This window comes from Actinoplanes sp. L3-i22, from assembly GCF_019704555.1.
GTDB lineage: Bacteria > Actinomycetota > Actinomycetes > Mycobacteriales > Micromonosporaceae > Actinoplanes.
The window spans coordinates 645822-671016 of sequence record NZ_AP024745.1 but is presented as its reverse complement, the minus strand read 5'-3'; the positions used below and the strand labels follow the sequence as shown (position 1 = coordinate 671016).

The 25195-nt window shown below is 69.2% G+C and carries 28 protein-coding genes, 4 tRNA genes and 1 pseudogene; 8 read left to right on the top strand and 25 right to left on the bottom strand.

Annotated features, from left to right (window positions below; genetic code table 11):
* Positions 1-102: 102 nt before the first annotated feature.
* From L3i22_RS03135 to L3i22_RS03060, 16 genes are all read right to left on the bottom strand, one after another.
* The gene (locus L3i22_RS03135; RefSeq protein ID WP_221325507.1) at positions 103-3543 is read right to left on the bottom strand and encodes a DNA-directed RNA polymerase subunit beta; all 3441 of its coding nucleotides are present in this window, start codon (positions 3541-3543) and stop codon (positions 103-105) included.
* A 598-nt stretch (positions 3544-4141) separates the two neighbouring features.
* Positions 4142-4519 (bottom strand): 50S ribosomal protein L7/L12, encoded by a 378-nt coding sequence (gene rplL / locus L3i22_RS03130; protein WP_221325506.1) that lies wholly within the window; start codon positions 4517-4519, stop codon positions 4142-4144.
* Positions 4520-4573: 54 nt separating this feature from the next.
* On the bottom strand, positions 4574-5122 hold the full coding sequence (gene rplJ / locus L3i22_RS03125; protein WP_221325505.1) for a 50S ribosomal protein L10: 549 nt from the start codon (positions 5120-5122) through the stop codon (positions 4574-4576).
* 313 nt (positions 5123-5435) lie between these two features.
* A complete protein-coding gene (locus L3i22_RS03120; RefSeq protein WP_221325504.1) occupies positions 5436-6134 on the bottom strand; it encodes a hypothetical protein in 699 nt (232 codons plus the stop codon).
* Positions 6131-6907, bottom strand: a complete 777-nt coding sequence (locus L3i22_RS03115) for an ATP-binding cassette domain-containing protein (protein ID WP_221325503.1) — start codon at positions 6905-6907, stop codon at positions 6131-6133. The genes L3i22_RS03120 and L3i22_RS03115 overlap by 4 nt, the downstream gene beginning before the upstream one ends.
* 69 nt (positions 6908-6976) lie before the next feature.
* Complete coding sequence (rplA, locus tag L3i22_RS03110; protein WP_221325502.1) at positions 6977-7693, bottom strand: 50S ribosomal protein L1; 717 nt, start codon at positions 7691-7693, stop codon at positions 6977-6979.
* A gap of 78 nt (positions 7694-7771) precedes the next feature.
* Positions 7772-8488, bottom strand: coding sequence for a transcription termination/antitermination protein NusG (gene nusG, locus L3i22_RS03105; protein ID WP_221325501.1), 717 nt, complete (start codon positions 8486-8488; stop codon positions 7772-7774).
* Between the two features lie 48 nt (positions 8489-8536).
* A complete protein-coding gene (secE, locus tag L3i22_RS03100; protein ID WP_221325500.1) occupies positions 8537-8917 on the bottom strand; it encodes a preprotein translocase subunit SecE in 381 nt (126 codons plus the stop codon).
* Positions 8918-9020: 103 nt separating this feature from the next.
* A tRNA-Trp gene (locus L3i22_RS03095) sits at positions 9021-9093 on the bottom strand.
* Positions 9094-9174: 81 nt separating this feature from the next.
* Positions 9175-9570 (bottom strand): MaoC family dehydratase, encoded by a 396-nt coding sequence (locus L3i22_RS03090; protein ID WP_221325499.1) that lies wholly within the window; start codon positions 9568-9570, stop codon positions 9175-9177.
* Complete coding sequence (locus L3i22_RS03085) at positions 9567-10022, bottom strand: MaoC family dehydratase N-terminal domain-containing protein (protein WP_221325498.1); 456 nt, start codon at positions 10020-10022, stop codon at positions 9567-9569. Before L3i22_RS03085 ends, L3i22_RS03090 begins: the two co-directional genes overlap by 4 nt.
* A gap of 74 nt (positions 10023-10096) precedes the next feature.
* Entirely contained in the window at positions 10097-10264 is a 168-nt protein-coding gene (gene rpmG / locus L3i22_RS03080; protein WP_221325497.1) for a 50S ribosomal protein L33, read from the bottom strand.
* Positions 10265-10372: 108 nt separating this feature from the next.
* Positions 10373-10445, bottom strand: a tRNA-Met gene (locus L3i22_RS03075).
* A 48-nt stretch (positions 10446-10493) separates the two neighbouring features.
* Positions 10494-10566, bottom strand: a tRNA-Thr gene (locus L3i22_RS03070).
* Positions 10567-10663: 97 nt separating this feature from the next.
* Entirely contained in the window at positions 10664-13192 is a 2529-nt protein-coding gene (locus L3i22_RS03065) for a bifunctional diguanylate cyclase/phosphodiesterase (RefSeq protein WP_221325496.1), read from the bottom strand.
* A gap of 44 nt (positions 13193-13236) precedes the next feature.
* Positions 13237-13389: a hypothetical protein gene (locus tag L3i22_RS03060; protein ID WP_221325495.1), complete on the bottom strand. Its 153-nt coding sequence runs from the start codon at positions 13387-13389 to the stop codon at positions 13237-13239.
* A gap of 259 nt (positions 13390-13648) precedes the next feature.
* On the opposite strand from L3i22_RS03060, the gene L3i22_RS03055 reads away from it, so the two are divergent.
* On the top strand, positions 13649-14044 hold the full coding sequence (locus L3i22_RS03055; protein WP_221325494.1) for a hypothetical protein: 396 nt from the start codon (positions 13649-13651) through the stop codon (positions 14042-14044).
* Here L3i22_RS03055 and L3i22_RS03050 read toward each other — a convergent pair.
* From L3i22_RS03050 to L3i22_RS03040, 3 genes are all read right to left on the bottom strand, one after another.
* Positions 14041-14856, bottom strand: a complete 816-nt coding sequence (locus tag L3i22_RS03050) for a sulfurtransferase (protein WP_221325493.1) — start codon at positions 14854-14856, stop codon at positions 14041-14043. The two genes, L3i22_RS03055 and L3i22_RS03050, sit on opposite strands and share 4 nt — an antisense overlap.
* A gap of 82 nt (positions 14857-14938) precedes the next feature.
* Positions 14939-15571 (bottom strand): LysE family translocator, encoded by a 633-nt coding sequence (locus L3i22_RS03045; protein ID WP_221325492.1) that lies wholly within the window; start codon positions 15569-15571, stop codon positions 14939-14941.
* A 15-nt stretch (positions 15572-15586) separates the two neighbouring features.
* On the bottom strand, positions 15587-15877 hold the full coding sequence (locus L3i22_RS03040; protein ID WP_221325491.1) for a hypothetical protein: 291 nt from the start codon (positions 15875-15877) through the stop codon (positions 15587-15589).
* Between the two features lie 229 nt (positions 15878-16106).
* Here L3i22_RS03040 and L3i22_RS03035 point away from each other — a divergent pair, with 229 nt between their 5' ends.
* The 6 genes and pseudogenes from L3i22_RS03035 to L3i22_RS03010 all read left to right on the top strand — a co-directional run bounded on the left by L3i22_RS03035 (position 16107) and on the right by L3i22_RS03010 (position 19708).
* Positions 16107-16667, top strand: coding sequence for a TetR family transcriptional regulator (locus tag L3i22_RS03035; RefSeq protein ID WP_221325490.1), 561 nt, complete (start codon positions 16107-16109; stop codon positions 16665-16667).
* Entirely contained in the window at positions 16664-17668 is a 1005-nt protein-coding gene (locus L3i22_RS03030) for an LLM class flavin-dependent oxidoreductase (RefSeq protein WP_221325489.1), read from the top strand. The genes L3i22_RS03035 and L3i22_RS03030 overlap by 4 nt, the downstream gene beginning before the upstream one ends.
* Positions 17659-18390, top strand: a complete 732-nt coding sequence (locus L3i22_RS03025) for a GNAT family N-acetyltransferase (protein WP_221325488.1) — start codon at positions 17659-17661, stop codon at positions 18388-18390. Before L3i22_RS03030 ends, L3i22_RS03025 begins: the two co-directional genes overlap by 10 nt.
* The gene (locus L3i22_RS03020) at positions 18390-19043 is read left to right on the top strand and encodes an MOSC domain-containing protein (protein WP_370644520.1); all 654 of its coding nucleotides are present in this window, start codon (positions 18390-18392) and stop codon (positions 19041-19043) included. Before L3i22_RS03025 ends, L3i22_RS03020 begins: the two co-directional genes overlap by 1 nt.
* 18 nt (positions 19044-19061) lie before the next feature.
* Positions 19062-19388 (top strand): annotated as a pseudogene (locus L3i22_RS03015) (GNAT family N-acetyltransferase); the annotation flags it as partial.
* A 161-nt stretch (positions 19389-19549) separates the two neighbouring features.
* Complete coding sequence (locus L3i22_RS03010) at positions 19550-19708, top strand: hypothetical protein (RefSeq protein ID WP_221325485.1); 159 nt, start codon at positions 19550-19552, stop codon at positions 19706-19708.
* 52 nt (positions 19709-19760) lie between these two features.
* Here L3i22_RS03010 and L3i22_RS03005 read toward each other — a convergent pair whose 3' ends face one another.
* The 6 genes from L3i22_RS03005 to L3i22_RS02980 form a co-directional block, all read right to left on the bottom strand.
* On the bottom strand, positions 19761-20237 hold the full coding sequence (locus tag L3i22_RS03005) for a DUF1707 domain-containing protein (RefSeq protein WP_221325484.1): 477 nt from the start codon (positions 20235-20237) through the stop codon (positions 19761-19763).
* Between the two features lie 58 nt (positions 20238-20295).
* The gene (locus L3i22_RS03000; protein WP_255657910.1) at positions 20296-20736 is read right to left on the bottom strand and encodes a DUF4396 domain-containing protein; all 441 of its coding nucleotides are present in this window, start codon (positions 20734-20736) and stop codon (positions 20296-20298) included.
* Between the two features lie 160 nt (positions 20737-20896).
* On the bottom strand, positions 20897-21802 hold the full coding sequence (gene htpX / locus L3i22_RS02995; RefSeq protein ID WP_221325482.1) for a zinc metalloprotease HtpX: 906 nt from the start codon (positions 21800-21802) through the stop codon (positions 20897-20899).
* Between the two features lie 82 nt (positions 21803-21884).
* Positions 21885-23723, bottom strand: a complete 1839-nt coding sequence (locus L3i22_RS02990) for a hypothetical protein (RefSeq protein WP_221325481.1) — start codon at positions 23721-23723, stop codon at positions 21885-21887.
* 179 nt (positions 23724-23902) lie between these two features.
* Positions 23903-24208, bottom strand: coding sequence for a hypothetical protein (locus tag L3i22_RS02985; protein ID WP_221325480.1), 306 nt, complete (start codon positions 24206-24208; stop codon positions 23903-23905).
* 206 nt (positions 24209-24414) lie between these two features.
* A tRNA-Tyr gene (locus L3i22_RS02980) sits at positions 24415-24495 on the bottom strand.
* A gap of 149 nt (positions 24496-24644) precedes the next feature.
* Here L3i22_RS02980 and L3i22_RS02975 point away from each other — a divergent pair.
* Positions 24645-25136, top strand: a complete 492-nt coding sequence (locus L3i22_RS02975; RefSeq protein WP_221325479.1) for a YajQ family cyclic di-GMP-binding protein — start codon at positions 24645-24647, stop codon at positions 25134-25136.
* The last annotated feature ends 59 nt before the right edge of the window (positions 25137-25195 follow it).

Here is a 25195-nt window from a genome sequence, read left to right as displayed (position 1 = left end):
TTGGACTATCCCTCGTGTTTCGTTGCTCGGGTGAATTCAAGGCCGGCGGGGGCGGCCCCGACCTGGTCCTGAACCTCCAGGACCGGTCGGGGCCGCTCTCCGTCAGATCTCTTCGACGCTGCTGACGCCCTCGTTCGGGCGTCGGGACAGGTCGATGCCGAGTTCCTCCGCGGCCCGGAAGACCTCGTCGTCGGTCTCGCGCATTTCCAGGGCCACACCGTCGCTGGAGAGCACCTCAACGTTCAGGCACAGCGACTGGAGCTCCTTGAGAAGCACCTTGAACGACTCCGGGATTCCCGGCTCCGGGATGTTCTCGCCCTTGACGATGGCCTCGTAGACCTTCACTCGGCCGAGAACGTCGTCGGACTTGATGGTCAGCAGTTCCTGCAGCGCGTAAGCCGCACCGTAGGCCTGCATCGCCCAGCACTCCATCTCGCCGAACCGCTGGCCACCGAACTGGGCCTTACCACCGAGCGGCTGCTGCGTGATCATCGAGTACGGGCCGGTCGACCGCGCGTGGATCTTGTCGTCGACCAGGTGGTTCAGCTTCAGGATGTAGACGTAGCCGACCGAGATCGGGTCCGGCAGCGGCTCACCGGAGCGGCCGTCGAACAGCTGCGCCTTGCCGTCACCGTTGACCAGGCGCTTGCCGTCCCGGTTCAGCAGGGTCGACTCGAGCAGGCCCTTGATCTCCTCCTCCTGAGCGCCGTCGAAGACCGGAGTCGCGACGTTGCTGTCGGCGGGGGACTCGTGCGCCTCGATCGAGCGGAGCTGACGCTTCCACTCCTCGTCCTCGCCCTCCACCGACCAACCGGTCTTGGCGATCCACCCGAGGTGGGTCTCCAGAACCTGGCCGATGTTCATACGCGAGGGCACACCGAGCGGGTTGAGCACGATGTCGACCGGGGTGCCGTCCTCGAGGAACGGCATGTCCTCGACCGGCAGGATCTTGGAGATGACGCCCTTGTTGCCGTGCCGGCCGGCGAGCTTGTCGCCGTCCTGGATCTTGCGCTTCTGGGCGACGTACACCCGGACCAGCTCGTTCACGCCCGGGGGCAGCTCGTCGCCGTCCTCGCGGGAGAACGTCCGGACGCCGATGACGGTGCCGGTCTCGCCGTGCGGAACCTTCAGCGAGGTGTCCCGGACTTCCCGGGCCTTCTCCCCGAAGATCGCGCGGAGCAGGCGCTCCTCCGGGGTCAGCTCGGTCTCGCCCTTGGGCGTGACCTTGCCGACCAGGATGTCGCCGGGCACGACCTCGGCGCCGATCCGGATGATGCCGCGCTCGTCCAGGTCCGCCAGCATTTCCTCGCTGACGTTCGGGATGTCGCGGGTGATCTCTTCCGGGCCGAGCTTGGTGTCGCGGGCGTCGACCTCGTGCTCCTCGATGTGGATCGAGGTGAGGACGTCCTGCTGCACGAGGCGCTGCGACAGGATGATCGCGTCCTCGTAGTTGTGGCCTTCCCAGCACATGAACGCGACCAGGAGGTTGCGGCCGAGGGCCATCTCCCCCTCGTCGGTGCACGGGCCGTCGGCGATGACCTGGCCGGCCTCGACGCGGTCACCCTCGAAGACGACCGGCTTCTGGTTGACGCAGGAGCCGGCGTTCGAGCGGCGGAACTTGTGCAGCAGGTAGGTCCGGCGGTGGCCGTCGTCCTGGTGCACCGTCACGTAGTCGGCGCACAGGTCCTCGACCACACCGGCGACCTCGGCGACGACCACGTCACCGGCGTCGACCGCGGCGCGGTACTCCATGCCGGTGCCGACCAGCGGCGACTCGGCCTTGACCAGCGGCACGGCCTGACGCTGCATGTTCGCGCCCATGAGCGCGCGGTTCGCGTCGTCGTGCTCGAGGAACGGGATCATCGCGGTCGCGACCGAGGTCATCTGCCGCGGCGACACGTCCATGTAGTCGACCTCGGTGCCGGGCACGTAGTCGACCTCACCGCCCTTACGGCGGACCAGGACGCGGTCCTGAGCGAACGTGTTGTCACTGGACAGCACGGCGTTCGCCTGGGCCTTGATGTACCGGTCTTCCTCGTCGGCCGTGAGGTAGTGCACCTCGTCGGTGACGACACCGGCCTCGACCTTGCGGTACGGCGTCTCGATGAACCCGAACGGGTTGACCCGCGCGAACGTCGAGAGCGCGCCGATCAGGCCGATGTTCGGACCCTCGGGCGTCTCGATCGGGCACATCCGGCCGTAGTGCGACGGGTGCACGTCACGGACCTCGAAGCCGGCCCGCTCACGGGACAGACCACCCGGGCCGAGCGCCGACAGACGGCGACGGTGGGTCAGACCCGCGAGCGGGTTGGTCTGGTCCATGAACTGCGACAGCTGCGACGTACCGAAGAACTCCTTGATCGCAGCCACCACGGGGCGGATGTTGATCAGGGTCTGCGGCGTGATCGCCTCGACGTCCTGGGTCGTCATCCGCTCGCGGACGACGCGCTCCATCCGGGACAGGCCGACGCGGACCTGGTTCTGGATGAGCTCGCCGACGGTGCGCAGACGACGGTTGCCGAAGTGGTCGATGTCGTCGGCCTCGTAGCCCTCCTCACCGGCGTGCAGCCGGCAGAGGTAGTCCACGGTCTTGACGATGTCTTCCTCGGACAACGTGCCCCGGACGATCGGGACGTCGATCTCGAGCTTCTTGTTGAACTTGTACCGGCCGACCTTCGCGACGTCGTACCGCTTCGGGTTGAAGAAGAGGTTGTCGAGAAGGGTCTGCGCGTTCTCCCGGGTCGGGGGCTCGCCAGGGCGCAGCTTCCGGTAGATGTCGAGTAGGGCCTCGTCCTGCCCGGCGATGTGGTCCTTCTCCAGCGTCGTCATGAGCAGCTCGGACCAGCCGAAGCGCTCACGGATCTGGTCGGCGGACCAACCGATCGCCTTGAGGAGGACAGTGACGGCCTGACGGCGCTTGCGATCGATGCGGACACCGACGGTGTCGCGCTTGTCGATGTCGAACTCGAGCCAGGCACCCCGGCTCGGGATGACCTTGACGCTGGTGAGGTCGCGGTCGGAGGTCTTGTCCGGCTCCTTGGTGAAGTACACGCCCGGCGAGCGGACGAGCTGGCTCACCACGACCCGCTCGGTGCCGTTGATGACGAACGTCCCCTTGGGGGTCATCATCGGGAAGTCACCCATGAACACGGTCTGGCTCTTGATCTCGCCAGTGGTGTTGTTGGTGAACTCCGCGGTCACGAACAGCGGGGCACAGTAGGTCAGGTCCTTCTCCTTGCACTCCTCGATCGAGGCCTTGACCTCGTCGAAGCGCGGAGCCGAGAAGGACAGCGACATGGTGCCGGAGAAGTCCTCAATGGGACTGATCTCTTCGAGGATCTCTGCGAGGCCCGAGTGGGCGTGCGGGTCGTCCGTCGTACGCGCCTGCCAAGCCTCGTTGCCGACCAACCAGTCGAACGAGTCCGTCTGGAGGGCGAGGAGGTTGGGGACCTCTAGCTGCTCGGTGATCCGGCCGAAAGAGACCCGGCGGGGTGCGTAAGCGCTCGACGTACGGCTGGTCTTCGCAGGGCGGGAAGCTGCCAAGATGCGTCCTTCCGAGGACCGGTGCTGCTATGCGGCTGAGTTGCTGATGCAACTGGTCTGCGTGCACTCCAAAAGACACCCGTCGAATCCACAGACGTGAATAGACCGACAGGCGTCAAGATAGAAGGCAGCGCAAACTAGCAGTGTAGCCGCTTGGCTAACCGCTGTCCAGCCCACACCACGAAGTGGCCTGCGGAACGTGTCCCCGACCTCGCTGACCTGCGTTCACGCGGTCAACTTCGAGCCAGGGCCGCTCAAGAAACGCGGCGCATCTTCTTCGGGTGCCGGTCCGTGGTCATCGGGTCAACCGATTACCCACGGGGCGGCTGTCGCAAGCGCGGAAACTTGCTGCCATCAGCGTGCCTGTCAGGGGACACACAGTCAAGGCCTGTGCCGCGGGTCGGACTCACCCGGTCGTCCGGGCGGCGCACCAGAGGGACCTTACTGCATGGATGGCGAGCTTTGTGACGCTTTGTCAGCCACGCGGTGACCTGCTCGAACGTGCGTCGCTGAGCAGGGCCGACGGCGGGAGGAACACCGATGGCGGAGATCCGAACCGGATCTCCGCCATCGACAGAAAACGCTGAGGAGCGTTAGATCACTTGAGGGTGACCTTGGCGCCCTCGGCCTCGAGCTTGGCCTTGGCAGCCTCGGCCTTGTCCTTGGCAACACCCTCGAGGATCGCCTTCGGGGCGGCCTCGACGGCGTCCTTGGCCTCCTTGAGGCCCAGGCCGGTCAGCTCACGCACGACCTTGATGACCTGGATCTTCTTGCCACCGTCGCCCTCGAGGACAACGTCGAAGGAGTCCTGCTCCACGGCAGCCTCGGCGGCCGGCGCGGCAGCGGCAGCGGCCGCAACCGGCGCGGCGGCCTTGACGTCGAAGACGTCTTCGAAGGTCTTCACGAACTCGGAGAGCTCGATCAGGGTCATTTCCTTGAAAGCGTCGAGCAGGTCTTCGGTGCTGATCTTCGCCATGATTGGCAACCTTTCTTAGCTTCTGATGTAGAACGTGCTCGGTTCGCGAGGCCGTCAGGCGGCCTCGGCGGAACCTTCCTTCTCACGCTTGTCACGCAGGGCGTCCACCAGGCGCACGGCCTGGGAGAGCGGAGCCTGGAACGTGGCCGCGGCCTTGCTCAGGTTGCCCTTCATGGCGCCGGCCAGCTTGGCCAGCAGCACCTCACGGGACTCGAGGTCGGCAAGCTTGTTGACGTCCTCGGCCGAGATGGCCTTGCCCTCGAAGACACCGCCCTTGATGACCAGGACGGGGTTGGCCTTGGCGAAGGCACGAAGCGCCTTGGCCGCGTCAACCACGTCACCGCCCACGAAGGCGAGCGCGGTAGGACCGGTGAACAGCGCGTCGAGGCCCTCGATGCCCGCGTTGCCAGCCGCACGCTTCGCCAGCGTGTTCTTGGCAACGGAGTACTTGGCCTGCTGGCCCAGCGCCCGTCGCAGCTCGGTGAGCTGCTTGACGGTGAGGCCCCGGTATTCGGTCAACACGGTGGCCGCGGAGTCACGGAAGTTGTCCGCCAGCTCTGCGACGGCCGTGGCCTTGTCGGCCCGGACCGGCTTGTCCGCCATGTCCCTCCTCTCCTCAGTGCTATTGCCACTGGTCGAGAGGGTCCGAAAAAAGCAAAACGCCCCGGCGCAGGGCACGGGGCGGAAGACCAGAACACGCGCGAACGCATGTCATCATCGCGAACCGTTCTCCCTGCGCAGGTCGCCCGCTCTTGCGGGACCTTCGGCCGCGGCTCTCGTCTTGCGACGATCGCCACAGTGACCAGCGGTCTATGGGTGGAACTCCAAGACGGAAGATTACGCGGCCAAACCCCAAAACCCAAATCGCTTATTGGGTACGGCCTGAGCACCGTCCCCGACAATCCTCCCCCGCCCGTCAGGATCGGGACCGGCGCAGGCCGGCGTAGACCCCCAGGGCCACCGCGGACCACCCCAGCGACCACGCGACGAGCAGCGTCAACGTGCCGCTGTGCGGGGTCCCGCCGCGGTTCAGGGCACGGGCGGTGGCCATCACCGGCGGCACCAGCCAGGGCGCGACCGAGCTGGTCAGGCCGAGCACCACCGCCAGGATCGAGCCGGTGACCAGGACCGTCACGCCGGGCAGGACGCGGCGGGTGACGGCCCGGCCGGAGAGCGCGCCCAGCGTCACCGCGGCGAGCAGGGAGAGCACGTGCGCCAGCACGCCGAGCAGGACCCCGGTGCCGGTCGGCGCCTCGCCGGAGCCGGCCACCGGCGGCCGGATGCCGTGGAACAGCCACGGCGCGACCATCGCGACGGCACACACCGCCGCGCCGGCCAGCAGCGCCGCGAGCAGCCCGGCGACACCCTCCCGGACCGGGCCGACCGCCACCCGGGCCAGCCGGCGCTGCACGTCCGGCTCGGTGTCCAGCAGCACCTTCGTCAGCCAGGCCAGGACCGGGAACAGGGCGGCCGCCGAGTAGCCGTAGGCGGTGGCCGCCGGGGACGCTCCCCCGCCGTAGAGCACGCCCAGGACCACCAGCACGGTGATCAGCGGGGCCAGGGCCCGGCCGCCGCGGAAGAACCCGGCCAGTCGCATCCGGCTCAGCGCGATCATCGGGCGGCGCCCGGCTCGTCCCGTACGGCGGAAATCTGTTTCTCCCGGACCCCGAGCACACGGTGACCGGCGTCGCGGAGCCGGACCACCGCCTCGTCGGCCTCCGCGCGGCGCACCGCGATCTCGACCACCACCTCGTCGGCGTCGTCGGCCGCGAAGCGGGCCGGCGGCGGCGCGTCCACCCGCAGCTCCCCGCCGGCCACCGCCCAGTGGACCGCGCCGGGCAGGCCGGTGATCTCGCCGCGATGGTCGCTGACCAGCACCGCGCCCCCGGCCGCGGTGACCTCCGCGACGATCTCCGGGACCAGCGTGCGGGCCTGGGCGTCGAGGCCCTCCCAGGGCTCGTCGAGGACGAGCAGGCCGGGCCGGGCGAGCAGGGCCTGGGCCAGGCCGACCTTCTGCGCGGTGCCCTTGGAGAGCGCGGTGAGCGCCGTCCCGGCGTGCCCGGCCAGCCCGAGCCGCTCGATCCAGCGGTCCGCGGCGGCGGGCGGGACCCGGCGCAGGGCGGCCATCGCGCGCAGGTAGCCGGCCGCGGTGAACGGCTGATCGGCCGGGAAGCGCTCGGGGACCCAGCCGACCACCGAAGGCCGGTCCCGGACCGCGCCGCGGGACGGGCGCAGCACGCCGGCCGCCAGCTGCAGCAGGGTGGACTTGCCGGCGCCGTTCGGGCCGAGCACCACCACGGTCTGCCCGGGGGTCACGCTCGCGTCGGCGCCGCGCAGCGCCCAGGCGGCACGCCGGGTGTACCGGAACCAGACCCCGTCCAGAAGCATGGCCGCAAGGATTCCACGAAAAAGCCCCGGGGGAAGTCCCCGGGGCTCAGACGTGTCAGTGCGTGGCGGTCAGGCCTGGACCTCGCCGCGCAGGTTCTTGACCGCGTTCGGGTCGACCGGGACGCCCGGGCCCGTCGTGGTGCTGAAGGTGACCTTCTTCAGGTACTTGCCCTTGGCGGCGGACGGCTTGGACCGCAGGACCTCGTCGAGGACCGCGGCGTAGTTGTCCACCAGCTGCTCGGCGGTGAAGGACGCCTTGCCGATGATCAGGTGCAGGTTCGAGTGCTTGTCCACCCGGAAGGTGATCTTGCCGCCCTTGATCTCGTTGATGGCCTTCGTCACGTCCATGGTGACGGTGCCGGTCTTCGGGTTCGGCATCAGGCCACGCGGGCCGAGGATGCGGGCGATCCGGCCGATCTTGGCCATCTGGTCCGGCGTCGCGATCGCGGCGTCGAAGTCCAGCCAGCCACCCTGGATCCGGGCGACGAGCTCGTCGGTGCCGACCTCGTCGGCGCCGGCCGCGACGGCCTCCTCGGCCTTCGCGCCCTGGGCGAAGACGATGACGCGGGCGGTCTTACCGGTGCCGTGCGGCAGGTTGACCGTGCCGCGGACCATCTGGTCCGCCTTACGCGGGTCCACACCGAGGCGCATCGCGACCTCGACGGTGGGGTCGAACTTCTTGGAGGCGGTCTCCTTGGTGAGGGCGACCGCGTCCTTCGGCTCGTAGAGCTTGTCGGCGTCGATCTTCTCGGCCGCGGCCCGGTAGATCTTGCTGCGCTGTGCCATTTCTCAGTACTCCTGTGGTTGTTGGCGGGGCCGCACCGATCGCGGCCCCTCCCACTTAAATCACCGGAACGCCGGCGATCAGATCTTGGTGACCTGGTTGAAGTTCAGCTCGACCGGGGTCTCCCGGCCGAAGATCGACACCAGGACCTTCAGCTTCTGCTGGTCCGCGTTGATCTCACTGATCGACGCCGGCAGCGACGCGAACGCGCCGTCGGTGACCGTGACCGAGTCGCCCACCTCGAAGTCCAGCACCTTGATCTCGGGCTTGGACTTCTTCTCCTCGGCCTGGACGGCCGGGGCCAGCCACTTCAGCACCTCGTCGAGGGAGAGCGGGGCCGGCCGGTCGACCCGGTCGGTGGCGCCCACGAAGCCGGTCACGCCGGGCGTGTTGCGCACACACGAGTACGACTCGGGGGTCAGGTCCATCCGGACCAGGATGTAGCCCGGGAAGACCTTGGCCTGCACCTGGTTCCGCTTGCCGTTCTTGACCTCGACCTCTTCGCGGGTCGGCACCTCGACCTGGAAGATGAAATCCTCCATGTCGAGGCTCGTGATCCGGGTCTCGAGGTTGGTCTTGACCTTGTTCTCGTAACCGGCGTAGGAGTGCACCACGTACCAGTCGCCGGGCGCGTACCGCAGCTTCTGCCGCAGCTCCTTGACCGGGTCGTAGTCCTCGTCGGCCTCGGGCGCCTGGACCGCCACCGCAGTCTCGTCGGTCTCCTCGACCGACTCGTCGGTGATCGGCGACGACTGCTCGTCAGCAAACTGCGCGGTCTCGTCGTCGTACTCAGGCACGCTCGCTCACTTCCAGATAAGTCACTCGGTTCGGGATCACTGGGGCGGCTACTTGCCGCCCAGCGCGTAGAGGATGCCCTTACCGAACCCGTAGTCCAGCACCGCCACGATCGCCGTCATCACCGTGACGAACGCGATCACGACGCCGGTGTAGGTCAGCAGCTCCTTGCGCGTCGGCCAGATGACCTTCCGCAGCTCGCTGATGACCTCACGGAAGAATCCGCCGATTCGACCGAAGATACCGGTGCGCTTGCGCTCCTTCTTGGCCTTCGGGGTGTCGTCGTCCTTCGTGCGCTCAGCGACCGCTGTGCCGCCACCACGGCTCACCGGTGCGTCAGTGGCCTCAGCGGCGTCATCACCGTCGACGGAGTCAGCGAGGAGCTCGTCGTCGCCCGGGACGTCGTCACCGGGCCGGTCCTTATCGGCCACTTCGCCCTACTTCCGTCGTCGGTGGTGTTGATTCCTGTCAGCACTCGACCGGACGCGGACTGTGCAAACCGCGCACCGGGCGGGCACGTCGAGGAGGATTGCGCAGGGGTGACAGGACTTGAACCTGCAGCCTGCGGTTTTGGAGACCGCTGCTCTGCCAATTGAGCTACACCCCTTTGCGGGACCGCGTGTCTTGCGACTCACAGTCCCACGGCGCACCAGTGTACGGGTACGCCCGTGGTTATCCCAACCCGGGCCTACCGCTTACCGACAAGCGCCTGTGCCAGAGACAGTACCTTGTCTCCGTTGCATGTGGCAGTCAGGGCGAGGCGGGTGTCCCCGTCCTCGGTGACCTCCTTGACCGTGGCCGTGACCACGACCTCCGTACCCTCGTCGGTGTCCGGCACCGGCACCGGCCGGCTGAACCGCACACTGAACTCCTTCACCGCGTCACCGGCGCCGGCCCACGCCGTCGCCGCGCGGCCGACCAGGGCCATCGTGAACATGCCGTGGGCGATCACCCCGGGCAGGCCGACCTCGACGGCGAACCGCTCGCTCCAGTGGATCGGGTTGAAGTCGCCCGAGGCGCCCGCGTAGCGGACCAGATCCGCCCGGGTGACCCGGAACGTCTGCGGCTCGAAAGTCTCGCTCATGCCGCTGTCTCCTCGCCGCGCTGGACCAGCTTCGACCACGCCGTGACGACCGGCTCGCCGGCCTCGGTACGCACGTCGGTCCGGATCGTGATGAACCAGTGGCCGCCCCGCGTGGTGATCTCGTCCACCGTGTTCACACAGACCACCGCGTCGCCGGCCACCAGCGGCCGGTCGTACTTGAACCGCTGGTCGCCGTGCACCACCCGGGAGTAGTCCAGGCCGAGGGCGGGATCGTTCACCACCTGGCGACTGGCGGCCATCGTGATGGTCACCGGGAAGGTGGGCGGGGCCACCACATCGGGATAGCCGAGGGCGCGGGCCGCCTCGGGGTCGTGATACTCCGCCTCGGTGGCGCCGATCGCGCGGGCGAACTCACGAATCTTCTCCCGGCCGACGAGATAGGTCTCGGTGGGCGGCCAGGAACGGCCGGCAAACGTCTGATCCAGGGGCATACCCCACAAACTACAATGCGCCGCCCGGAGTAACTCCGGGCGGCGCAGCGAGAAACTTTTGGGTGCTGGAGACCTCAGCGGGTCTCGCGGTGCAGGGTGTGCTTGCCGTCCCGAGGGCAGAACTTCTTGAACTCGATGCGGTCGGGATCGTTGCGCCGGTTCTTCTTGGTGATGTAGTTCCGGTCCTTGCACTCCGTGCACGCCAGGGTGATCTTCGGACGGACGTCGGTCGCCTTGGCCACGGCGGGGTGCCTTCCTGCTAACTGGAAACTAACTGACGACGCACCAGCGTAGACGCTCGAACCGTCGCTCTGCAAAGTGGGCCTCGGATTTGAGACCACACTGAGGAGTAGCGGTGGCCGGACTTGAACCGGCGACACAGCGATTATGAGCCGCTTGCTCTACCAACTGAGCTACACCGCTGAGCCAGGCTCACGTCCATCACCGACTCGGCGGGAACGAACCCGGTAGAGCCCCCTTACGGAATCGAACCGTAGACCTTCTCCTTACCATGGAGACGCTCTGCCGACTGAGCTAAGGGGGCCTGCCCGCTTGCGATCACTCGCTCGCTTGCAGGAGTAAGAATACACGGGCCGGTATCGGGGGTGAAATCGGTATCCCCAACAACCCGAAACCGCAGGTCAGATCACGGCTCGGAGCCTTCTGACCTCACCGGTGGGAGTGGATTCCGGCTCGGTCTGAGCGCTCAGCCAGGCCTCCAGCCGCTCGAACGGCAAAGGGCGGCTGAACAGGTAACCCTGACCGATCTCGCAGCCCATCTCGCCCAGCAGGTCGAGGGTGAGCTCGCTCTCCACGCCCTCGGCGACGACGGTGAGGCCGAACTCGCGGGCCAGGCTGACGATCGCCCGGACGATCGCCAGGTCACCCGAGTCGGTCGCCATCCCCTGGACGAACGTGTCGTCGATCTTCACCTCGTGCACCGGCCACTGCCGCAGGTAGCCCAGCGAGGAGGCGCCGGTGCCGAAGTCGTCGACGCTCAGCCGGACCCCGAGATCACGCAGCCGGTAGAGGGTCGGCAGGACCCGCTCGATGTCGTTGAGCATGCCCGGCTCGGAGATCTCGAAGGTGACCTGGCCGGGGTCCACCCCGTGCTCCTCCAGCAGCGCCTGGACCAGGTCCGGGAAGCGGGAGTCGAGCAACGTGCGGGCGGAGAGGTTGACCGCGATCGAGAGCGGGCGGTCCGCGTCCGCCCAGGCGCGGCAGTGCCGCAGGCCGGCGGTGAGCACCACCTCGGTGAGCCGGGCCAACTGGCCGGTGTGCTCGGCCACCGCCACGAAGTCCTCCGGGGCGACCTCGCCGTGGGTCGGGTGCACCCAGCGGGCCAGGCACTCGACGCCGAGCACGTGCCGGTCGGTGAGCGTCACCTTGGGCTGGAAGTAGACGTCCAGCTGGTCGTTGTCGATCGCCCGGCGAAGATCAGCGGCGATGCCCAGCCGGCGGACCGCGCGGGACTCCAGCGCGGGGTGGAACGGCTGCACGCCGTACGGCAGGACCTTGGCGGCGTTGGCGGCGAGCTCGGCCCGCTGCAGCAGGGTCTCCGGGTCGCTGCCGTGATCCGGGTAGACCGAGACGCCGACCGCGGTGTCCACGTCCAGGGTGAGCGAGCCGACCGTCATCGGGCCGCGCAGCCGCTCCCGCATCTGGGTGGCCAGGTCGATCGTCGCCTCGATGCCCTCGGTCCGCAGCGTGACCATGAACTCGTCGCCACCGACCCGGCCGACCAGCGCGCCCGGGCCGGCGATGCCGCGCAGGCGCTCGGCGACCTCGGCGAGCAGCTTGTCGCCGGCGGCGTGGCCCATCGACTCGTTGACGTTGCGCTGGCCGTCGACGTCGAAGAGCAGCACCGCGACGACCTCGTCCTCGACCTGCACCTGCACCGACTCGGCGAGCGCGTCGAGCATCCGGCGGCGGTTCGGCATGGCCGTCAGGCGGTCGTGATACGCGTCGTAGCGCAGCCGGTCGACGAGCCGCGAGTTCTCCACGGCGACCGCGACATGTGCCGCCACCGTCTCCAGGACCTGCACGTCGCCGTCGCGGAAGTAGCGGTTGTCGCCGAGCCGGTTGGCCACCTCGAGCGTGCCGACGGTGGCCTGCCCCGAGCGCAGTGGGATGATCACGACGTCTTTCACCTTCGCGGCCCGCAGCTGGGCGGCGAGATCCTCGTTGGCCTCGAACTTCGGGCCGACCGCCACCGGGCGATGTTGCTCGAGCACTCGCTCACGGACCGTGACCGGCACCGGGGACAGATCGAGCAGACCCCGGTTCTCGACATGGGCGCTCAGCAGCACCTCGGGGTATCGGCCCTGCGGAGCCAGCCAGAGCGTCGCGAATTCCGCGCGCATCAGCGCCCGCACCCGGCCGAGCAGCACGTCCGGCAGCGCGTTGTCGGTCTTCTCCCGCTGGACCGCCTGGGTCAGCTCGTACACGTCGGCGAGGGTGCGGTGCTGCCGGAAGAAGTCGGCGTACGAACGGAACACCAGGATGAGCGCGGCGACCAGGACGATCAGGAGCAGCGCCGACCACCGGCTGGCCTCCAGAGCGACCAGGAAGAGCAGGCCGGCCGCCGCGTTCGTGGCCGCGATGGCCAGGCCCGACCAGCTGGCCCGGAACACGTCCTGACCGGCGCGGAGACCGTTGACCACGCTCATCACACCGGCCAGGGTCACCAGCGAAACCAGCTGGTTCACCGCGATCGCCGCGCAGAGGATGCCCCAGGTGCCGGGATCCGCGTCGTGCAACGGCGGGAAAGCCGCGATCACCAGAAGCGAGGCGGAGGCGCTGGCCGCCGCCTTGGCGACGTTGAACCAGAGCTTGACCGGGGTGAGACCGGTCCACAGCTGGGTGAACAGCATGCCGCCGGTGACCGCGAGGATCATCATCGCGTGCGGCAGATAGAACAGGCCGAGCACCACGGCCAGCTCGGTCATGCTGAATTCGAACGAGCTGCGCCGGACGACGATGTTGAACGTGGCGCGCTGGGTCAGGTAATAGAGGCCGAGAATGAGCAGGCCGCCCAGCCACTGCTGATACCAGGACGGATCAGTTACCCAGAAGTAGGCCAGACAAGCTGACGAGAACAGCACCATGGGGCCCGTGATGAGCCACGCATAATCTGCCGAGCCTTGACGCGGTTGCGGACGGCCGGGCATTGCGCTCCCTCGTCAACGGGCGGCGGGCTGACCCGCCCTTCTCGTCAGTTCCAGGTCCATTCCTGAGTTTGGTAACTAACAGCTGAAGTGTCCGTGCTGCCAGCATCGCCGGCGGCGGCTGCCGCACCGATTCCACCGATGGCGGCGACCAGCACGAAAACCAAGCCCGCCAGTCGACTCAGCTTCCTTGAGAACATGTCCCGCTCCTCAGTGGGGGAAGGGTCGCGCTGAAGCGCTCCCTGATCGTGCCACACCGGTTGTGCGACAGGGAGTGTTCGTCGGCGGGTCGGCGCGACGCACCGGCCAATCCTGGCCGAACGGCTGAGGTGGGCATGACTGTCCACGCTGAAGGATTGATGACCTTATAGGTGATTTAGTTGGAGAACTGAGGGCAATTCACCTTGGCTTGTCAGGTCGCCTTGACGTCAAGGCCGCCTGACGCGAGACTCGCTTTTCATGACGACGCCTGAGGATCTGGAGCGACGGCATACGCTCACCACCGCTACGCGGCGTTACGACGATCTGCGGATGCGCGATGCTCTCGCCGCGATGAACCCGGACGAGGACGGGTCCGCTCTCTCCCCCGCCGAGACCCTCGAGATGCTCGCGCTCAGCGAGGTGATCACCCGGAAGGCGGGGTACGGGCGGCAGGCCATGGTCCGCTCGGCACGCGCCGCCGGGGCCTCGTGGTCGCAGATCGGGGCCGCGGTCGGCAGCAGCAAACAGGCCGCCTGGGAGGCGCATCAGCGCTGGATCGAGGACCAGGCCCGGCAGCACGATCAGACCGGCTACCAGGGCCTGGACCCGAAGGCGGCGAGCGACGCGCGCGGGCTCGCCGGGCGGCCGGACTAGGGTCGGTCGCCGGTGGCGGCCGGGCGGTCGGTGTGGCTGTACTGCGACCACGAGCCCGGGTAGAGCCGGCCCGCGCCCAGCCCGGCGTGCTCCAGCGCGATCAGGTTGTGGCAGGCGGTCACCCCGGAGCCGCAGTAGGAGATCACCTCGGCGCCGTCGACCGCGCCGGCCGCGGCGAACCGTTCGCGCAGCTCGGCGACGGGGAGGAACCGGCCGTCGGCGGCCACGTTCGCCCGGCAGGGCAGGTTGCGGGCGCCCGGGATGTGGCCGGCCCGCGGGTCGACCGGCTCGCTGTCGCCGCGGAACCGGGGCGCGTCGCGGGCGTCGATGACGACGTGGCCGCCGTCCGCGCTGTCGGAGAGGGTGGCCAGACGCTCGGCGGGCCACTCGCGCGGGGAGAAGACGGCCGGGGACGGCGGCGGGGCGTCGGTGGTGAGCTCGCCGTCGTACCCCAGCAGGCCGCCGTCGAGCAGCGCGGCTTCGCGACCGAGCGCCCGCAGCAACCAGACGAGCCGGGCGGCGATCACCCCGCCGGCGTCGTCGTAGGCCACGACGGTGCTCGCGTCGCCGATGCCGGCGGCGGACATCTCCGCCGCGAAGACCTTCGGGTCCGGCAGCGGGTGCCGGCCCTCGGCCGGTGACGCCGGGGCGGCCAGCGCGGTGTCCAGGTCGATGAAGACCGCGCCGGGCAGGTGGCCCTTCTCGTACGCGGCCCGGCCGGACCGTCCGTCGAGATACCACCGGACGTCGGCCAGGATCACGTCGCCGGCGTGGGCGCGCAGCCAGTCCAGGTCCACCACGGGGTCGATCACCGAGCTCGCCACCTCTCTTGTCCACCGGTCCTGTCCACCGGTCTCATCCACCGGCCTTACCTACCGGTCTTACCTACCGGTCTTATCTGCCGGAAAGTCCCAGGCGCAGTCCGAAGCCGATCAGGACCGCGCCGGTTCCGGCGTCGACGGTACGCCGCACCGACCTGCGGGCCAGGAAACCGCGCGCGGCCTGCGCCCCGAGAATGATGGCCGAGAACCAGAGCAGCCCCTCCGCGTCGTGCACCAGGGCGAGCAGCAGACCCACCCCGAGCGGCGACGAGCCGGCCGGGATGAACTGCGGGAGCACGGCCACGTAGAACGCGCCGACCTTGGGGTTCAGCAGGTTCGTGAACAGGCCCTTGCCGAACGTGCTCCACCAGGTCGGGGCGGCCGGGCCGGTCGGCTCGACGGTTCCGCCGCCCGGGCGGAACGCCGAGCGGATCATCCGGACGCCCAGGTAGAGCATGTAGGCGGCGCCGGCGATCCGCAGCCCGGTGTACGCCGCGGCCGACGCCGTGAGCAGCGCGGAAACCCCGACCGCGGCGGCCGCGCCCCAGATCAGCGCGCCCGTGTTGACGCCGAGCGCGGTGGCGAACGCCGGGCCCCGGCCCATCGTCACCGCGGACCGCAGCACCAGCGCGGTGTCCAGGCCGGGCGTGATGGTGAGCAGCGCGCCCAGGACGGCGAAGGAGAGCACGGCGTGGGTGAGATCCATGCCGCTCTTCCTACCTCACGCCTTGCGGGTGGGGCCACGCCCACGGGGGCGGAAGCGCACCAGGGCGATCGCGACCAGGAACATCGCCACCACGGCGGCGACCTGACCGGCGACGGTGCCCGGCAGGTGCAGGCCACCCACGTAGATGAGCAGCGCGAAGCCGAAGAGCACGTGATAGCAGCCGGCGTCCCGGGGCGACCGGAACGAGCGCGCGATCATGCCCGGCGCCCGGCCCAGCACCAGCATCCGCATGCCGAAGATGAACAGCGCCAGCCCGGCCAGGCCGCCCAGCACCTCGGTACTCATCGCCCCAGTGTGCGACCGCGAACCGGGTCAGGTTTCGGGTTTGACCGCAACCACCCGCGGACGTCGCCCTTGTGGGCCTCGCGTCCTGGGCGCGCCAGCGCCCTGCGAGGGTCGCAAGGGTCCCCGCGGGAGCGACGATCAGTTATTGGCCGCAGCGTAGGAAAGACCGAATTTGGTCTTCTAGAAGTTCTAACTTGCACTCAGTGCACGCCGCGCTATGGTCGGGAGTGTGCGACGACGAAGCCCGGAGACCTGGCGGCTGATCAGGGACTCCGCCGTCGGCCTGATCGCGGAGCGCGGGTTCGACGCGGTGTCGGTGGATGACATCGTCGCCGCGGCCGGGATCTCGCGGCGGACCTATTTCAACTACTTCGCCGGGAAAGAGTCGGTGCTCTTCGACCCGGATCCGGATGATCCGCGGTTGTGGGCCGAGCTGACCGCGGCGCGGCCGGCCGGCGAGCCGCTCTGGACCGCGCTGCACCAGCTGATTCTCGGCTACACGTCGCTCGCCGCCGAGCAGTTGGTCCGGCATCGGCGGGTCTTGCAGACCTCGCCCGAGCTGGCCGTCTGCTCGCGGGATGTGTGTGACCGATTCTGGGACGCGGTCCGGGGCTGGGCCGCCGGGCGCGCCATCCCCGAGCTCCAGCTCGATCTGCAGATCAACACCGCTCGCACGGTGCTCAACACGGTGCTTCCGCGCTGGGACGCGGCGACCGGCATCGCCGGCCTGCACCGCCTGATCGACGAGGGTTTCGCCCTCCTGCAATCTCCGGAATGGACGACCACATGACTCGGGTACCGCTTTCCGTCCTGGACCTGGCCACCGTTCGCGAGGGGCACGGCAGCGCCGACGCGCTGCGGGGCACGATCGAGGTCGCGAAGGCCGCCGACGAGCTGGGGTTCGCCCGGTTCTGGGTGGCCGAGCACCACAACATGCCGGCGGTCGCGTCGACCACGCCGCCGGTGCTGATCGGGGCGGTCGCGGCGCAGACCAAGCGGATCAAGGTGGGTTCCGGCGGGGTGATGCTGCCGAACCACATGCCGTTCGTGGTGGCCGAGCAGTTCGCGCTGCTGGAGGCGCTCTACCCGGAGCGGATCGACCTGGGGATCGGCCGCGCGCCCGGAACTGATCAGGCCACGGCGGCGGCGCTGCGCGGCGTTTCGCCGTATTTGACGGTGGAGCAGTTCCCGGAGCATGTGCAGACGGTGCTGGGGCTGCTCGGCGACGAGCGGACGGCCGCGAAGGCCGGGCGGCTGCGGGCGACGCCGGCTCCGGAGACGTACCCGGAGGTCTGGATCCTCGGCTCCTCGACGTACGGCGCGCAGCTGGCGGCGGCCCTGGGCCTGCCGTTCTGTTACGCGTACCACTTCGCGGTCGCCTCCGACGTGGACGGCGCGCTGCGGCTGTACCGGTCCGGGTTCCAGCCGTCGCCGCGGTTCCCGGAGCCGCACGCGATGGTGAGCGCCTCGGTGATCGCCGCGGAGACGACCGAGGAGGCGCAGTTCCTGGCCGGGCCCAGCCGGATCATGGCGTTGAGTCTGCGTACCGGGCGGCTGGGGCCGATCATCTCGCCGGAGGCCGCGGCCGAGCGCGAGCTGTCCGATCTGGATCTGCAGATGCTGAGCTCCCTGCCGGGGACGCAGTACGCCGGCACCGCGGACGAGGTGGTCGCCGACCTGGACGCGCTGATCGAGCGGACCGGGGCGAACGAGCTGATCCTGGCCGGAACGGTCTACGACCCGGCCACCCGGCGGGACAGCCTGGCGCGAATTGCGAAGGCGTGGGGCTGATCGACAACCTGGGGTCGCGGGGAATCCACGCGTACGGCCCGGAAGACCCGTATTTCGGCTGGTGGACCGAGCCGGACGGAGTGGTGGCGGGCGTGCTCCTGCAGACGCCCCCGCACCCGGTGCTGTTCGGCTCGCTGCCGCCGGCGGCGGTCCCCGCGGCGGTGGACGCGCTCGCCGGCCGCTCGATCTCCGGGGTCAACATGACCGCCGGCGACATCGCGGACTTCGCCGGCTCCCGTCCCGTCGTTCCGGGTAGGCGAACCCGGCTGCACCTGCTGGGCACGCTGACCCCGCCCGACCCCGCGCCGTCCGGCTTCGCGCGGCCCGCCACCGCCGCCGACCGGGACCTGCTGATCGCCTGGTCGACCGCGTTCGGCGCCTTCGTCGGCAGCCCGCCGACCGATCCCGGGTCGGCCGTCGACGATCGCCTCACGCACGCCGGCATCACTCTCTGGATCGACGGGGACGCGCCGGTGTCGATGGCGATCCGCTCCCGGCTGTCGGCCGGCATGATCCGGGTGCTGACCGTCTGGACGCCCCCGGAGCTGCGCCGGCGTGGCTACGCGGCCGGGGCGACGGCGGCCGCGACCCGGGCCGCGCTCGACGACGGCGCCACCGACGTGGTGCTCTACACCGACCTGGACAATCCGACCAGCAACGCGCTTTACCACCGGCTGGGCTATCGGCCGGTGGAGGATCGAGCGATGGTGACCTTCACATGATCGGGATCGCGCAGTCGGTCAACGTCGGCTCGTCCGAGCCCAGCCTGGGCAAGGACGCGCCGACCACCGGGATCTTCAAGAAGCCCGTGACGACGCCGGTCGCGGTGCGCGCCCCCGGTCCGAAAACGATCGGTCTGCACAGCGGCGTCGTCGGCGACCACATCGGGGACACGAAACATCACGGCGGCGACGACCAGGCGGTCTACGCGTACGCGGCCGAGGACTACTCGTGGTGGTCCGCCTCGCTGGGCCGCGACCTGCCGCCCGGCATGTTCGGCGAGAACGTGACCACCACGGGGCTCGACCTCGTCGGCGGCGTGATCGGCGAGAAGTGGGCGTTCGGGTCCGGCCTCGTGCTGCAGGTCACGTTCGGCCGGATCCCGTGCCTGACCTTCCAGAACAAGATGGGCGAGCCCCGCTGGGTGAAACGCTTCGCGGCGGCGAACCGGTCCGGCGCCTACCTGCGGGTGGTCACGCCCGGCACGCTGGTCCCCGGCGACCGGATCACGGTCGTCGACCGGCCGGGCCACGGGCTGACGCTGGCCGAGTCCTACGAGATCTGGATGCACGACCGCACCCGCCTGGCCCGCCTCCTGGACGCGCCCCAGTTGCCGCCGAAGATGCTGGCCGAGGTGACCGAGCGGCTCGGCTGATCTCCGTGGTCTGATTTCCCGTCTCCGTGGTTTGATTTCCCGATGGAGTTCGTGGTGACCGAGGTGCCGGAGAAGGGCCGTTTCGAGGCTCGGGACGAGTCGGGGGCCGTGACCGGGGTGCTGACCTACCAGCTGACCGGGCCGATCGTCGTGTTCACGCACACCGAGGTGGACCCGGCCTTCGAGCGGCAGGGAGTCGGGTCGGCGCTGGCCCGCTTCGCGATGGACGACGCGCGGGCCAAGTCCCGCACCGTCGTGCCGATGTGCCCGTTCGTCTCCGAGTGGCTGGACAAGCACAAGGACTACGAGTCGCTGGTCGCCCGCAACACCCGCCGCGTCAAGTAACCCCTTTTTGAAGATCAAATTCTTTATTGCCTCGGCTGCGGCCAATAACTGATCGTCGCTCCCGCGGGGACCCTTCCGGGCCTCGCAGGGCGCTGGCGCGCCCAGAACGCGAGACCCTCCAGGGCGACGTCCGAGGGTGGTTGCGGTTCCCAAAACCTTTCGTGGCCGGCGGGTGCGTCCTCGGCGGCGTGCTGTTCCTGCCCGCGGTGCTGCCACTCATGATCGCCACGTCGCCCGGGCTGAGCGCGCCGATCCCGCAGGCCGGCGTGGCCGTGGTGCTGGCGGGCGCCGTCACGTTGATGATCGTCGTGTGGGGATGACCGCCGTGTGGGGATGACCGCCGTGTGGGGATGACCGCCGCGTTCTGAACGGTCAGTAGCGGCGCTGCTGGTGGCGGATCACCTGGACGCCGATGGTCACGGCGGTCAGGGCCGCACCCGGGACCAGCATCCACGCCGGCCACGGGTAGACGTAGTAGTTCACGGTCTTGCGGACCAGCGCGTAGACCACCAGGTTCACCGCGGCCAGCGACGCCCAGATGGTCCAGAGCACCAGCAACGCGACCGGAATGCGGCGGGACTCGCGACGGGCGTCGGCTGTCCGGCGGGCGCGCACCTCGGTGGCGTTGAGGCCCGGCCGCGGCAGATCCTGGACCAGGACGAGCAGCTCCGCGTACGTCCGGGCGGCGTAGGCGCCGGCGACGCGGTCGTCGTACTCATGCAGGGACAGGCGTCCCTCGTCGAGCGCGACCTTCAGCTGGTCGGCGATCTGCTGCCGGTCGTGGTCGGCGGCCCGCAACGTCTCGATCTGCTCGGAGCGCCGGCCGGAGCCGGTGACCTCTTTCGCCATGGGCCGGGCTCCTTCGCGTGCGCCGGTTCTCGGCGTCAGATTACCGAAACCCCGCAACTCAGTGATGGTGCTGATGCACCACGGCGTGCCCCTTCCCGCGGGCGATCATCCAGCGGTTCACCGGGACGGTCAGCACGAACGCGATCGCCAGCGTGCCGGCCAGGCTCGCCCAGAACAGCCCGTCGCCCAGCCCGGCGTCCATCGCGCCGGGGATGACCAGCAGGCCGACGTTGTCGAAGAGCTCCATCGAGGCGATCGACACGGTGTCCGCGGCCAGCGCGACGCCGATCGCCTGGCGCAGCGGGACGCCGGCGGCGAGGACCGGGCGGATGGTCAGCGCGTAGCCGAAGACGAAGGCCAGGACGATGGAGAGGGCGATGTTCGCGGCGTTGTGCCAGCCCAGCGCGGTGCTGATGACCATGCCGAGGACCTCGCCGATGGCGCAGCCGGTGAGGCAGTGCAGCGTCGCGGAGATGGCGGTGCGGGTCAGCGCGTTCATGCCCCTCAACATACCCCCAGGGGGTACCGCGATCGACGGTCTTCTTGGTGTCGCGGGCCACAGCTGAACGCCGTACCGTCGCAATCGTTTTGGTCTTCTGAAAAAGCGAAACGGCCGCGCTGGAAAGCGCGGCCGTCCCAAGAGAAGAGCAAAGGCAAAATCAGCGGAGGTACGGCCGGGACGCGCCACTCGTCAGCGAAGCCTGCTCGTGGAGCCGGCGGATCCGCTCCGCCATCGGCGGGTGGGTGGAGAACAGCGCCGCGATCCCCTGACTGCGGAACGGGTTCGCGATCATCAGGTGCGCCGCGCTGGTGAGCTGCCCCTCGGCCGGCAGCGGCGCCCGCTGCGCGCCGTACTGGATCTTCTCCAGCGCGCTCGCGAGGGCCAGCGGATCGCCGGTCAGCGTCGCGCCGGACGCGTCCGCCTGGAACTCGCGGTTCCGGCTGATCGCCAGCTGGATGATCGACGCGGCCAGCGGGCCGAGGATCAGCATCAGCAGCAGCGAGGCCGGGTTCGGCGAGTCCTCGTCGTCCGAGCCGCCGAACGGCAGGAAGATCGCCAGCTGGGCGAACATCGTGATGATGCCGGCCAGCGCACCGGCCACACTGGAGATCAGGATGTCCCGGTTGTAGACGTGGGACAGCTCGTGGCCGATCACCCCGCGCAGCTCACGCGTGTCCAGGATGCGGGTGATCCCGACGGTGACCGCGACCGCCGCGTGCTCCGGGTCACGCCCGGTGGCGAACGCGTTCGGCTGCATCGCCGGCGAGACGTAGAGCCTCGGCATCGGCTGTCCCGCCTGCTGGGCCAGCTCGCGCACGATCTGGTACAGCGCCGGGAACTCGGCCTCGCTGACCGGCTGCGCGCCCATCGCCCGCAGCGCGATCTTGTCCGAGAAGAAGTAACTGACACCGTTGGTGACCAGCGCGAAAATCACCGCGATGACCAGGCCGGTGCTGCCGCCGAGCCAGTACCCGACGGCCAGGATCAGGCCGGAGAGCAGGCCGAGCAGGGCGGCCGTCTTGAGTCCGTTGTGATGGCTGTGCACGTTCGACTCCTTCAGCATGCGGGCTCGTGACCCGCACTCCAGAGAACGCGAGAAGGCTGCGCGTTCATCCGGAGTGCCGCTGTGAGTTCGCTGGACAGCCCTACCGCAGGATCTTGCGGGCCACCTTGCGGAGCCAGGGCAGCCGCCTGGTCTGCTTCGGCACCACCGGCTTGGGCGGCGCGGTGACCCGGCCGAACGCGGCGCCGGTGACCGGCCCGGCGGTGCCCGGCTCCAACCGCGCGGACGCCACCCCCAGCGCGGTGAACTGGCGCAGCACCCGCTGGTCGGCCTTGTCGTTGTGCACCGCCGAGACCAGCGCCTTCTCGACCACGTCCCGGTGCATCAGCTGGGCGATCGGGCCCCGCGCGGTGTCGAGGAGGTCGGCGATCACGTGCACGCCGTCGCCGTCCCAGACCCGCGCCGCCGTCGACTTTCCGGTGGAGATGCTGACGAACGGGATGTCCGCCCACTCCGGGACGAGCCGCTCGATCAGGCCGTTGTGCAGGAGCCGCTCCCGCTTCTGCGCCGCGGTCAGCCCGAACGTGGCGGCCACGAAACCGGGCGAGAGGAACGGGGTGACCATGCCGATCGCGTACGCCGACGTGTACCACCGGCGGACCCGCTCGACCAGGTAGACGTAGTCGATCAGGTGCAGGTCCCGCAGTCCGATCCCCTTCGCGTGATCCAGCAGCCCGGTGATCCGCGCCCGCTCGGCGCCGACCGCGCCGTCGATCACCGCGCCCTTCGGCACCGCCGCGGTCAGGCGGGTCAGCGCCTCCTCCTCCGGGGTCCGGCCCTCGGCGGCCGGATACCAGTACCCGGTGCTCAGCTCCCCTGCCGCGCCGGTGAAGCTGACCGGCGTCGCCTGGTCACGCAGCTGCTCCCGGACCGCCGGCCGGATCGTGTACGTGGACGGGAACTGGAAGTCATGCAGGCGCTGCAGCCGGGCCGCGCGCTCGTACAGCCCCACCTTCAGCACGTCGTCCGGCGCGCCGGACCGGCTCAGCTGGTGCTCCAGATCCAGCCCGCGTTTGTCCCGCAGGATGCGGACCAGCTCGCGCGCGGTCACCCCCTCGGCGGCGGTGTCCTCGTTCGTGGCGAACTTCGGCCGCAGGCCCGCGGCGACCAGCGACGCCGCGATCAGCCGGGAGTCCTTGCCACCGGAGAGGCCGAGCGTGATCGCCTCGCCGTACAGCTCGCTGACGCTCGCGGCCGTCCCGGTGATCGCCTGCGCGGCCAGGTCCAGCGAATCCTCGACCGAGCGCCCCTGCCCGGCGAACCCGGACATCACCACGTCGTCGACGTTGTACCGGATCTCCTCGGTGAGCTCCCAGCCGCCGCCCGGGCGCCGCCGGCCGGTGACCCGCCGGCCCGCTTCCAGCAACGTGGTGCCGCGCACCGGGGACAGGTCGCCGCCGAAGTGGCCGACCACCGCGTACGACGCCCAGCCGGCCAGATCCGGCTCGACCGCCCCGGTCAGGAACGTGGCCAGCAGGCTGGGCCGGCTGCAGAACGCGGTGATCCCGTTCGCCGACCCGGTGAACAGGCGGCACATGCCCACCCAGTCCTGCTGGATCGCGAAACGCTCATCGCCGTCCACGGCGATCAGCCCGAACGGCGGCACGACCGCCCGGTGGATGTCCGCCCCGTCGAGCAACCGCCGGGCCATCGCGACCGGCCCGCCGGTGACCTCCGCCCCGACCGGCAGGCCCAGCGACAGCGCGGTGACCCGACCGTCCACAGCGTGCATCGGCCAGCGGTAGGCGCCCTGGTCACCGCGGTGCAGGAAGGTGACGCCCCAGTCCGGGCCGCCGAGGTCGTGACGCTGATAGGTGTCCGGAACCAGAGTGGAGACGGCCGACTCGAAGCGTTCCCGGGCCGCGCGGACGACTGTTTCGGGGAGGTTGCGATCGCTGAACCAGGCGAGAACCACGTACATGTCTTGTTTACACCTAAAATCGATGACCGTAACCAAGGACATCCAAGAACGTAGTGGTTCGACGCCGGATGCGCGGCCCCGTGGACTGGGCCGATCGGCCGATCCGCCGGACCCCGAACGGGTGATCAAACGGCGGGCCGTTCCCGGTCTCCTGGGGCCGTTCCCATCGCGGGCCGTTCCTACATCGGAAGGTCCAGTTCCCAGGGCTCGAAGGGCGGAGTGACGGTGTAGGTGGGATCGCACAGTCGCCGGATGTACTGGGCGGCCCGCCACTCGGCGTCGCCGAGGTTCGTCACGTGCCCCTGGTCGTCGACGTCGAGGACGTTCGAGAAGATCGCCATGACCTGTTCCGACGCCGATCCGTAGGCCATCAGCGCCGGGCGATAGTCGATCCCGTCCAGGAGATCGAGACACAACGTCCCGTTGGCAAGAAAGAACGCGAAGAACCGGTAGGCGGCCCGCACATCCCCCGGCAACTGACTCATCCGCCGATCCTCCCGCAGCGCCGGCCCCACCCGAGCGCGCCACTGGCGCAGCGGGGGTCACGGGACGTGTCGACCGGTAGGCGCCGCGACTGGCCGGCGACAGCTCGGAGGCTCGCGCTCGGCAGATCCGGTCGGATTTGCCGGATCACAACGAGAACGGCCCCGGAGCGCGTTTCCGCAGATTCCGGGGCCGTTCTCAATGCCTGTGGCGGGTAGAGGATTCGAACCTCTGTAGCTTTCGCGACGGATTTACAGTCCGCTCCCATTGGCCGCTCGGGCAACCCGCCTGGGCAGCTGACCTCGCTTTCGCGCGGCAGCGGAGATGAGCATAGCCGTACCGCAGGGCCGGTCCGCAACCGGGTACGGTCGGCATGTCGCGGGAATGGAAGAGGTCCACCGGCGACATCGACACGCATCCAGCCGCAGGAGTCTGATCATGGCAGCCAACCCGTCGTTCGACATCGTCAGCAAGGTCGACCGGCAGGAGGTCGACAACGCATACAACCAGGCGGAGAAGGAGCTGAGCACCCGGTTCGACTTCCGGGGCACGGGTACCGAGGTCGCCAAGTCGGGCGAGGCCTTCACCATCACGTCGGAGACCGAGGAGCGGGCCCTGGCCGCCCTCGACGTCTTCAAGGAGAAGCTGGTGAAGCGGAACATCTCCCTCAAGTCTCTGGACGCGGGAGAACCTCGGCAGTCCGGCAAGACCTTCAAGATCGACCTCAAGGTGGTCGAGGGGATCGAGGCCGACAAGGCCAAGGCGATCAGCAAGAAGATCCGGGACGAGGGGCCGAAGGGCGTGCAGGCCCAGATCCAGGGCGACCAGCTCCGGGTCACCGGCAAGAAGCGGGACGACCTGCAGGCCGTGATCACTCTGCTCAAGGCGGAGGATTTCGGCGTCGCCCTGCAGTTCAACAACTACCGCTAACACGGTTTGGCCGGTCCTGGGATCAGGGCCGGCCATGCATTCTGACCAGCGTGGGCTAC

What these genes read in the sequence shown, in the direction of transcription:
- L3i22_RS03120 (WP_221325504.1), bottom strand. Translation starts at nt 6,134, where the DNA reads ATGATCGCGCTGAGCCGGATGCGACTGGCCGGGTTCTTCCGCGGCGGC.
- L3i22_RS03055 (WP_221325494.1), top strand. Translation starts at nt 13,649, where the DNA reads ATGACGACGCCTGAGGATCTGGAGCGACGGCATACGCTCACCACCGCT.
- L3i22_RS03040 (WP_221325491.1), bottom strand. Translation starts at nt 15,877, where the DNA reads ATGAGTACCGAGGTGCTGGGCGGCCTGGCCGGGCTGGCGCTGTTCATC.
- L3i22_RS03045 (WP_221325492.1), bottom strand. Translation starts at nt 15,571, where the DNA reads ATGGATCTCACCCACGCCGTGCTCTCCTTCGCCGTCCTGGGCGCGCTG.
- L3i22_RS03000 (WP_255657910.1), bottom strand. Translation starts at nt 20,736, where the DNA reads ATGAACGCGCTGACCCGCACCGCCATCTCCGCGACGCTGCACTGCCTC.
- L3i22_RS03090 (WP_221325499.1), bottom strand. Translation starts at nt 9,570, where the DNA reads ATGAGCGAGACTTTCGAGCCGCAGACGTTCCGGGTCACCCGGGCGGAT.
- L3i22_RS03060 (WP_221325495.1), bottom strand. Translation starts at nt 13,389, where the DNA reads ATGTTCTCAAGGAAGCTGAGTCGACTGGCGGGCTTGGTTTTCGTGCTG.
- rplL (WP_221325506.1), bottom strand. Translation starts at nt 4,519, where the DNA reads ATGGCGAAGATCAGCACCGAAGACCTGCTCGACGCTTTCAAGGAAATG.
- htpX (WP_221325482.1), bottom strand. Translation starts at nt 21,802, where the DNA reads ATGCTGAAGGAGTCGAACGTGCACAGCCATCACAACGGACTCAAGACG.
- L3i22_RS03085 (WP_221325498.1), bottom strand. Translation starts at nt 10,022, where the DNA reads ATGCCCCTGGATCAGACGTTTGCCGGCCGTTCCTGGCCGCCCACCGAG.
- L3i22_RS03115 (WP_221325503.1), bottom strand. Translation starts at nt 6,907, where the DNA reads ATGCTTCTGGACGGGGTCTGGTTCCGGTACACCCGGCGTGCCGCCTGG.
- rplA (WP_221325502.1), bottom strand. Translation starts at nt 7,693, where the DNA reads ATGGCACAGCGCAGCAAGATCTACCGGGCCGCGGCCGAGAAGATCGAC.
- L3i22_RS03030 (WP_221325489.1), top strand. Translation starts at nt 16,664, where the DNA reads ATGACTCGGGTACCGCTTTCCGTCCTGGACCTGGCCACCGTTCGCGAG.
- rplJ (WP_221325505.1), bottom strand. Translation starts at nt 5,122, where the DNA reads ATGGCGGACAAGCCGGTCCGGGCCGACAAGGCCACGGCCGTCGCAGAG.
- L3i22_RS03005 (WP_221325484.1), bottom strand. Translation starts at nt 20,237, where the DNA reads ATGGCGAAAGAGGTCACCGGCTCCGGCCGGCGCTCCGAGCAGATCGAG.
- L3i22_RS03065 (WP_221325496.1), bottom strand. Translation starts at nt 13,192, where the DNA reads ATGCCCGGCCGTCCGCAACCGCGTCAAGGCTCGGCAGATTATGCGTGG.
- L3i22_RS02975 (WP_221325479.1), top strand. Translation starts at nt 24,645, where the DNA reads ATGGCAGCCAACCCGTCGTTCGACATCGTCAGCAAGGTCGACCGGCAG.
- L3i22_RS02990 (WP_221325481.1), bottom strand. Translation starts at nt 23,723, where the DNA reads ATGTACGTGGTTCTCGCCTGGTTCAGCGATCGCAACCTCCCCGAAACA.
- L3i22_RS02985 (WP_221325480.1), bottom strand. Translation starts at nt 24,208, where the DNA reads ATGAGTCAGTTGCCGGGGGATGTGCGGGCCGCCTACCGGTTCTTCGCG.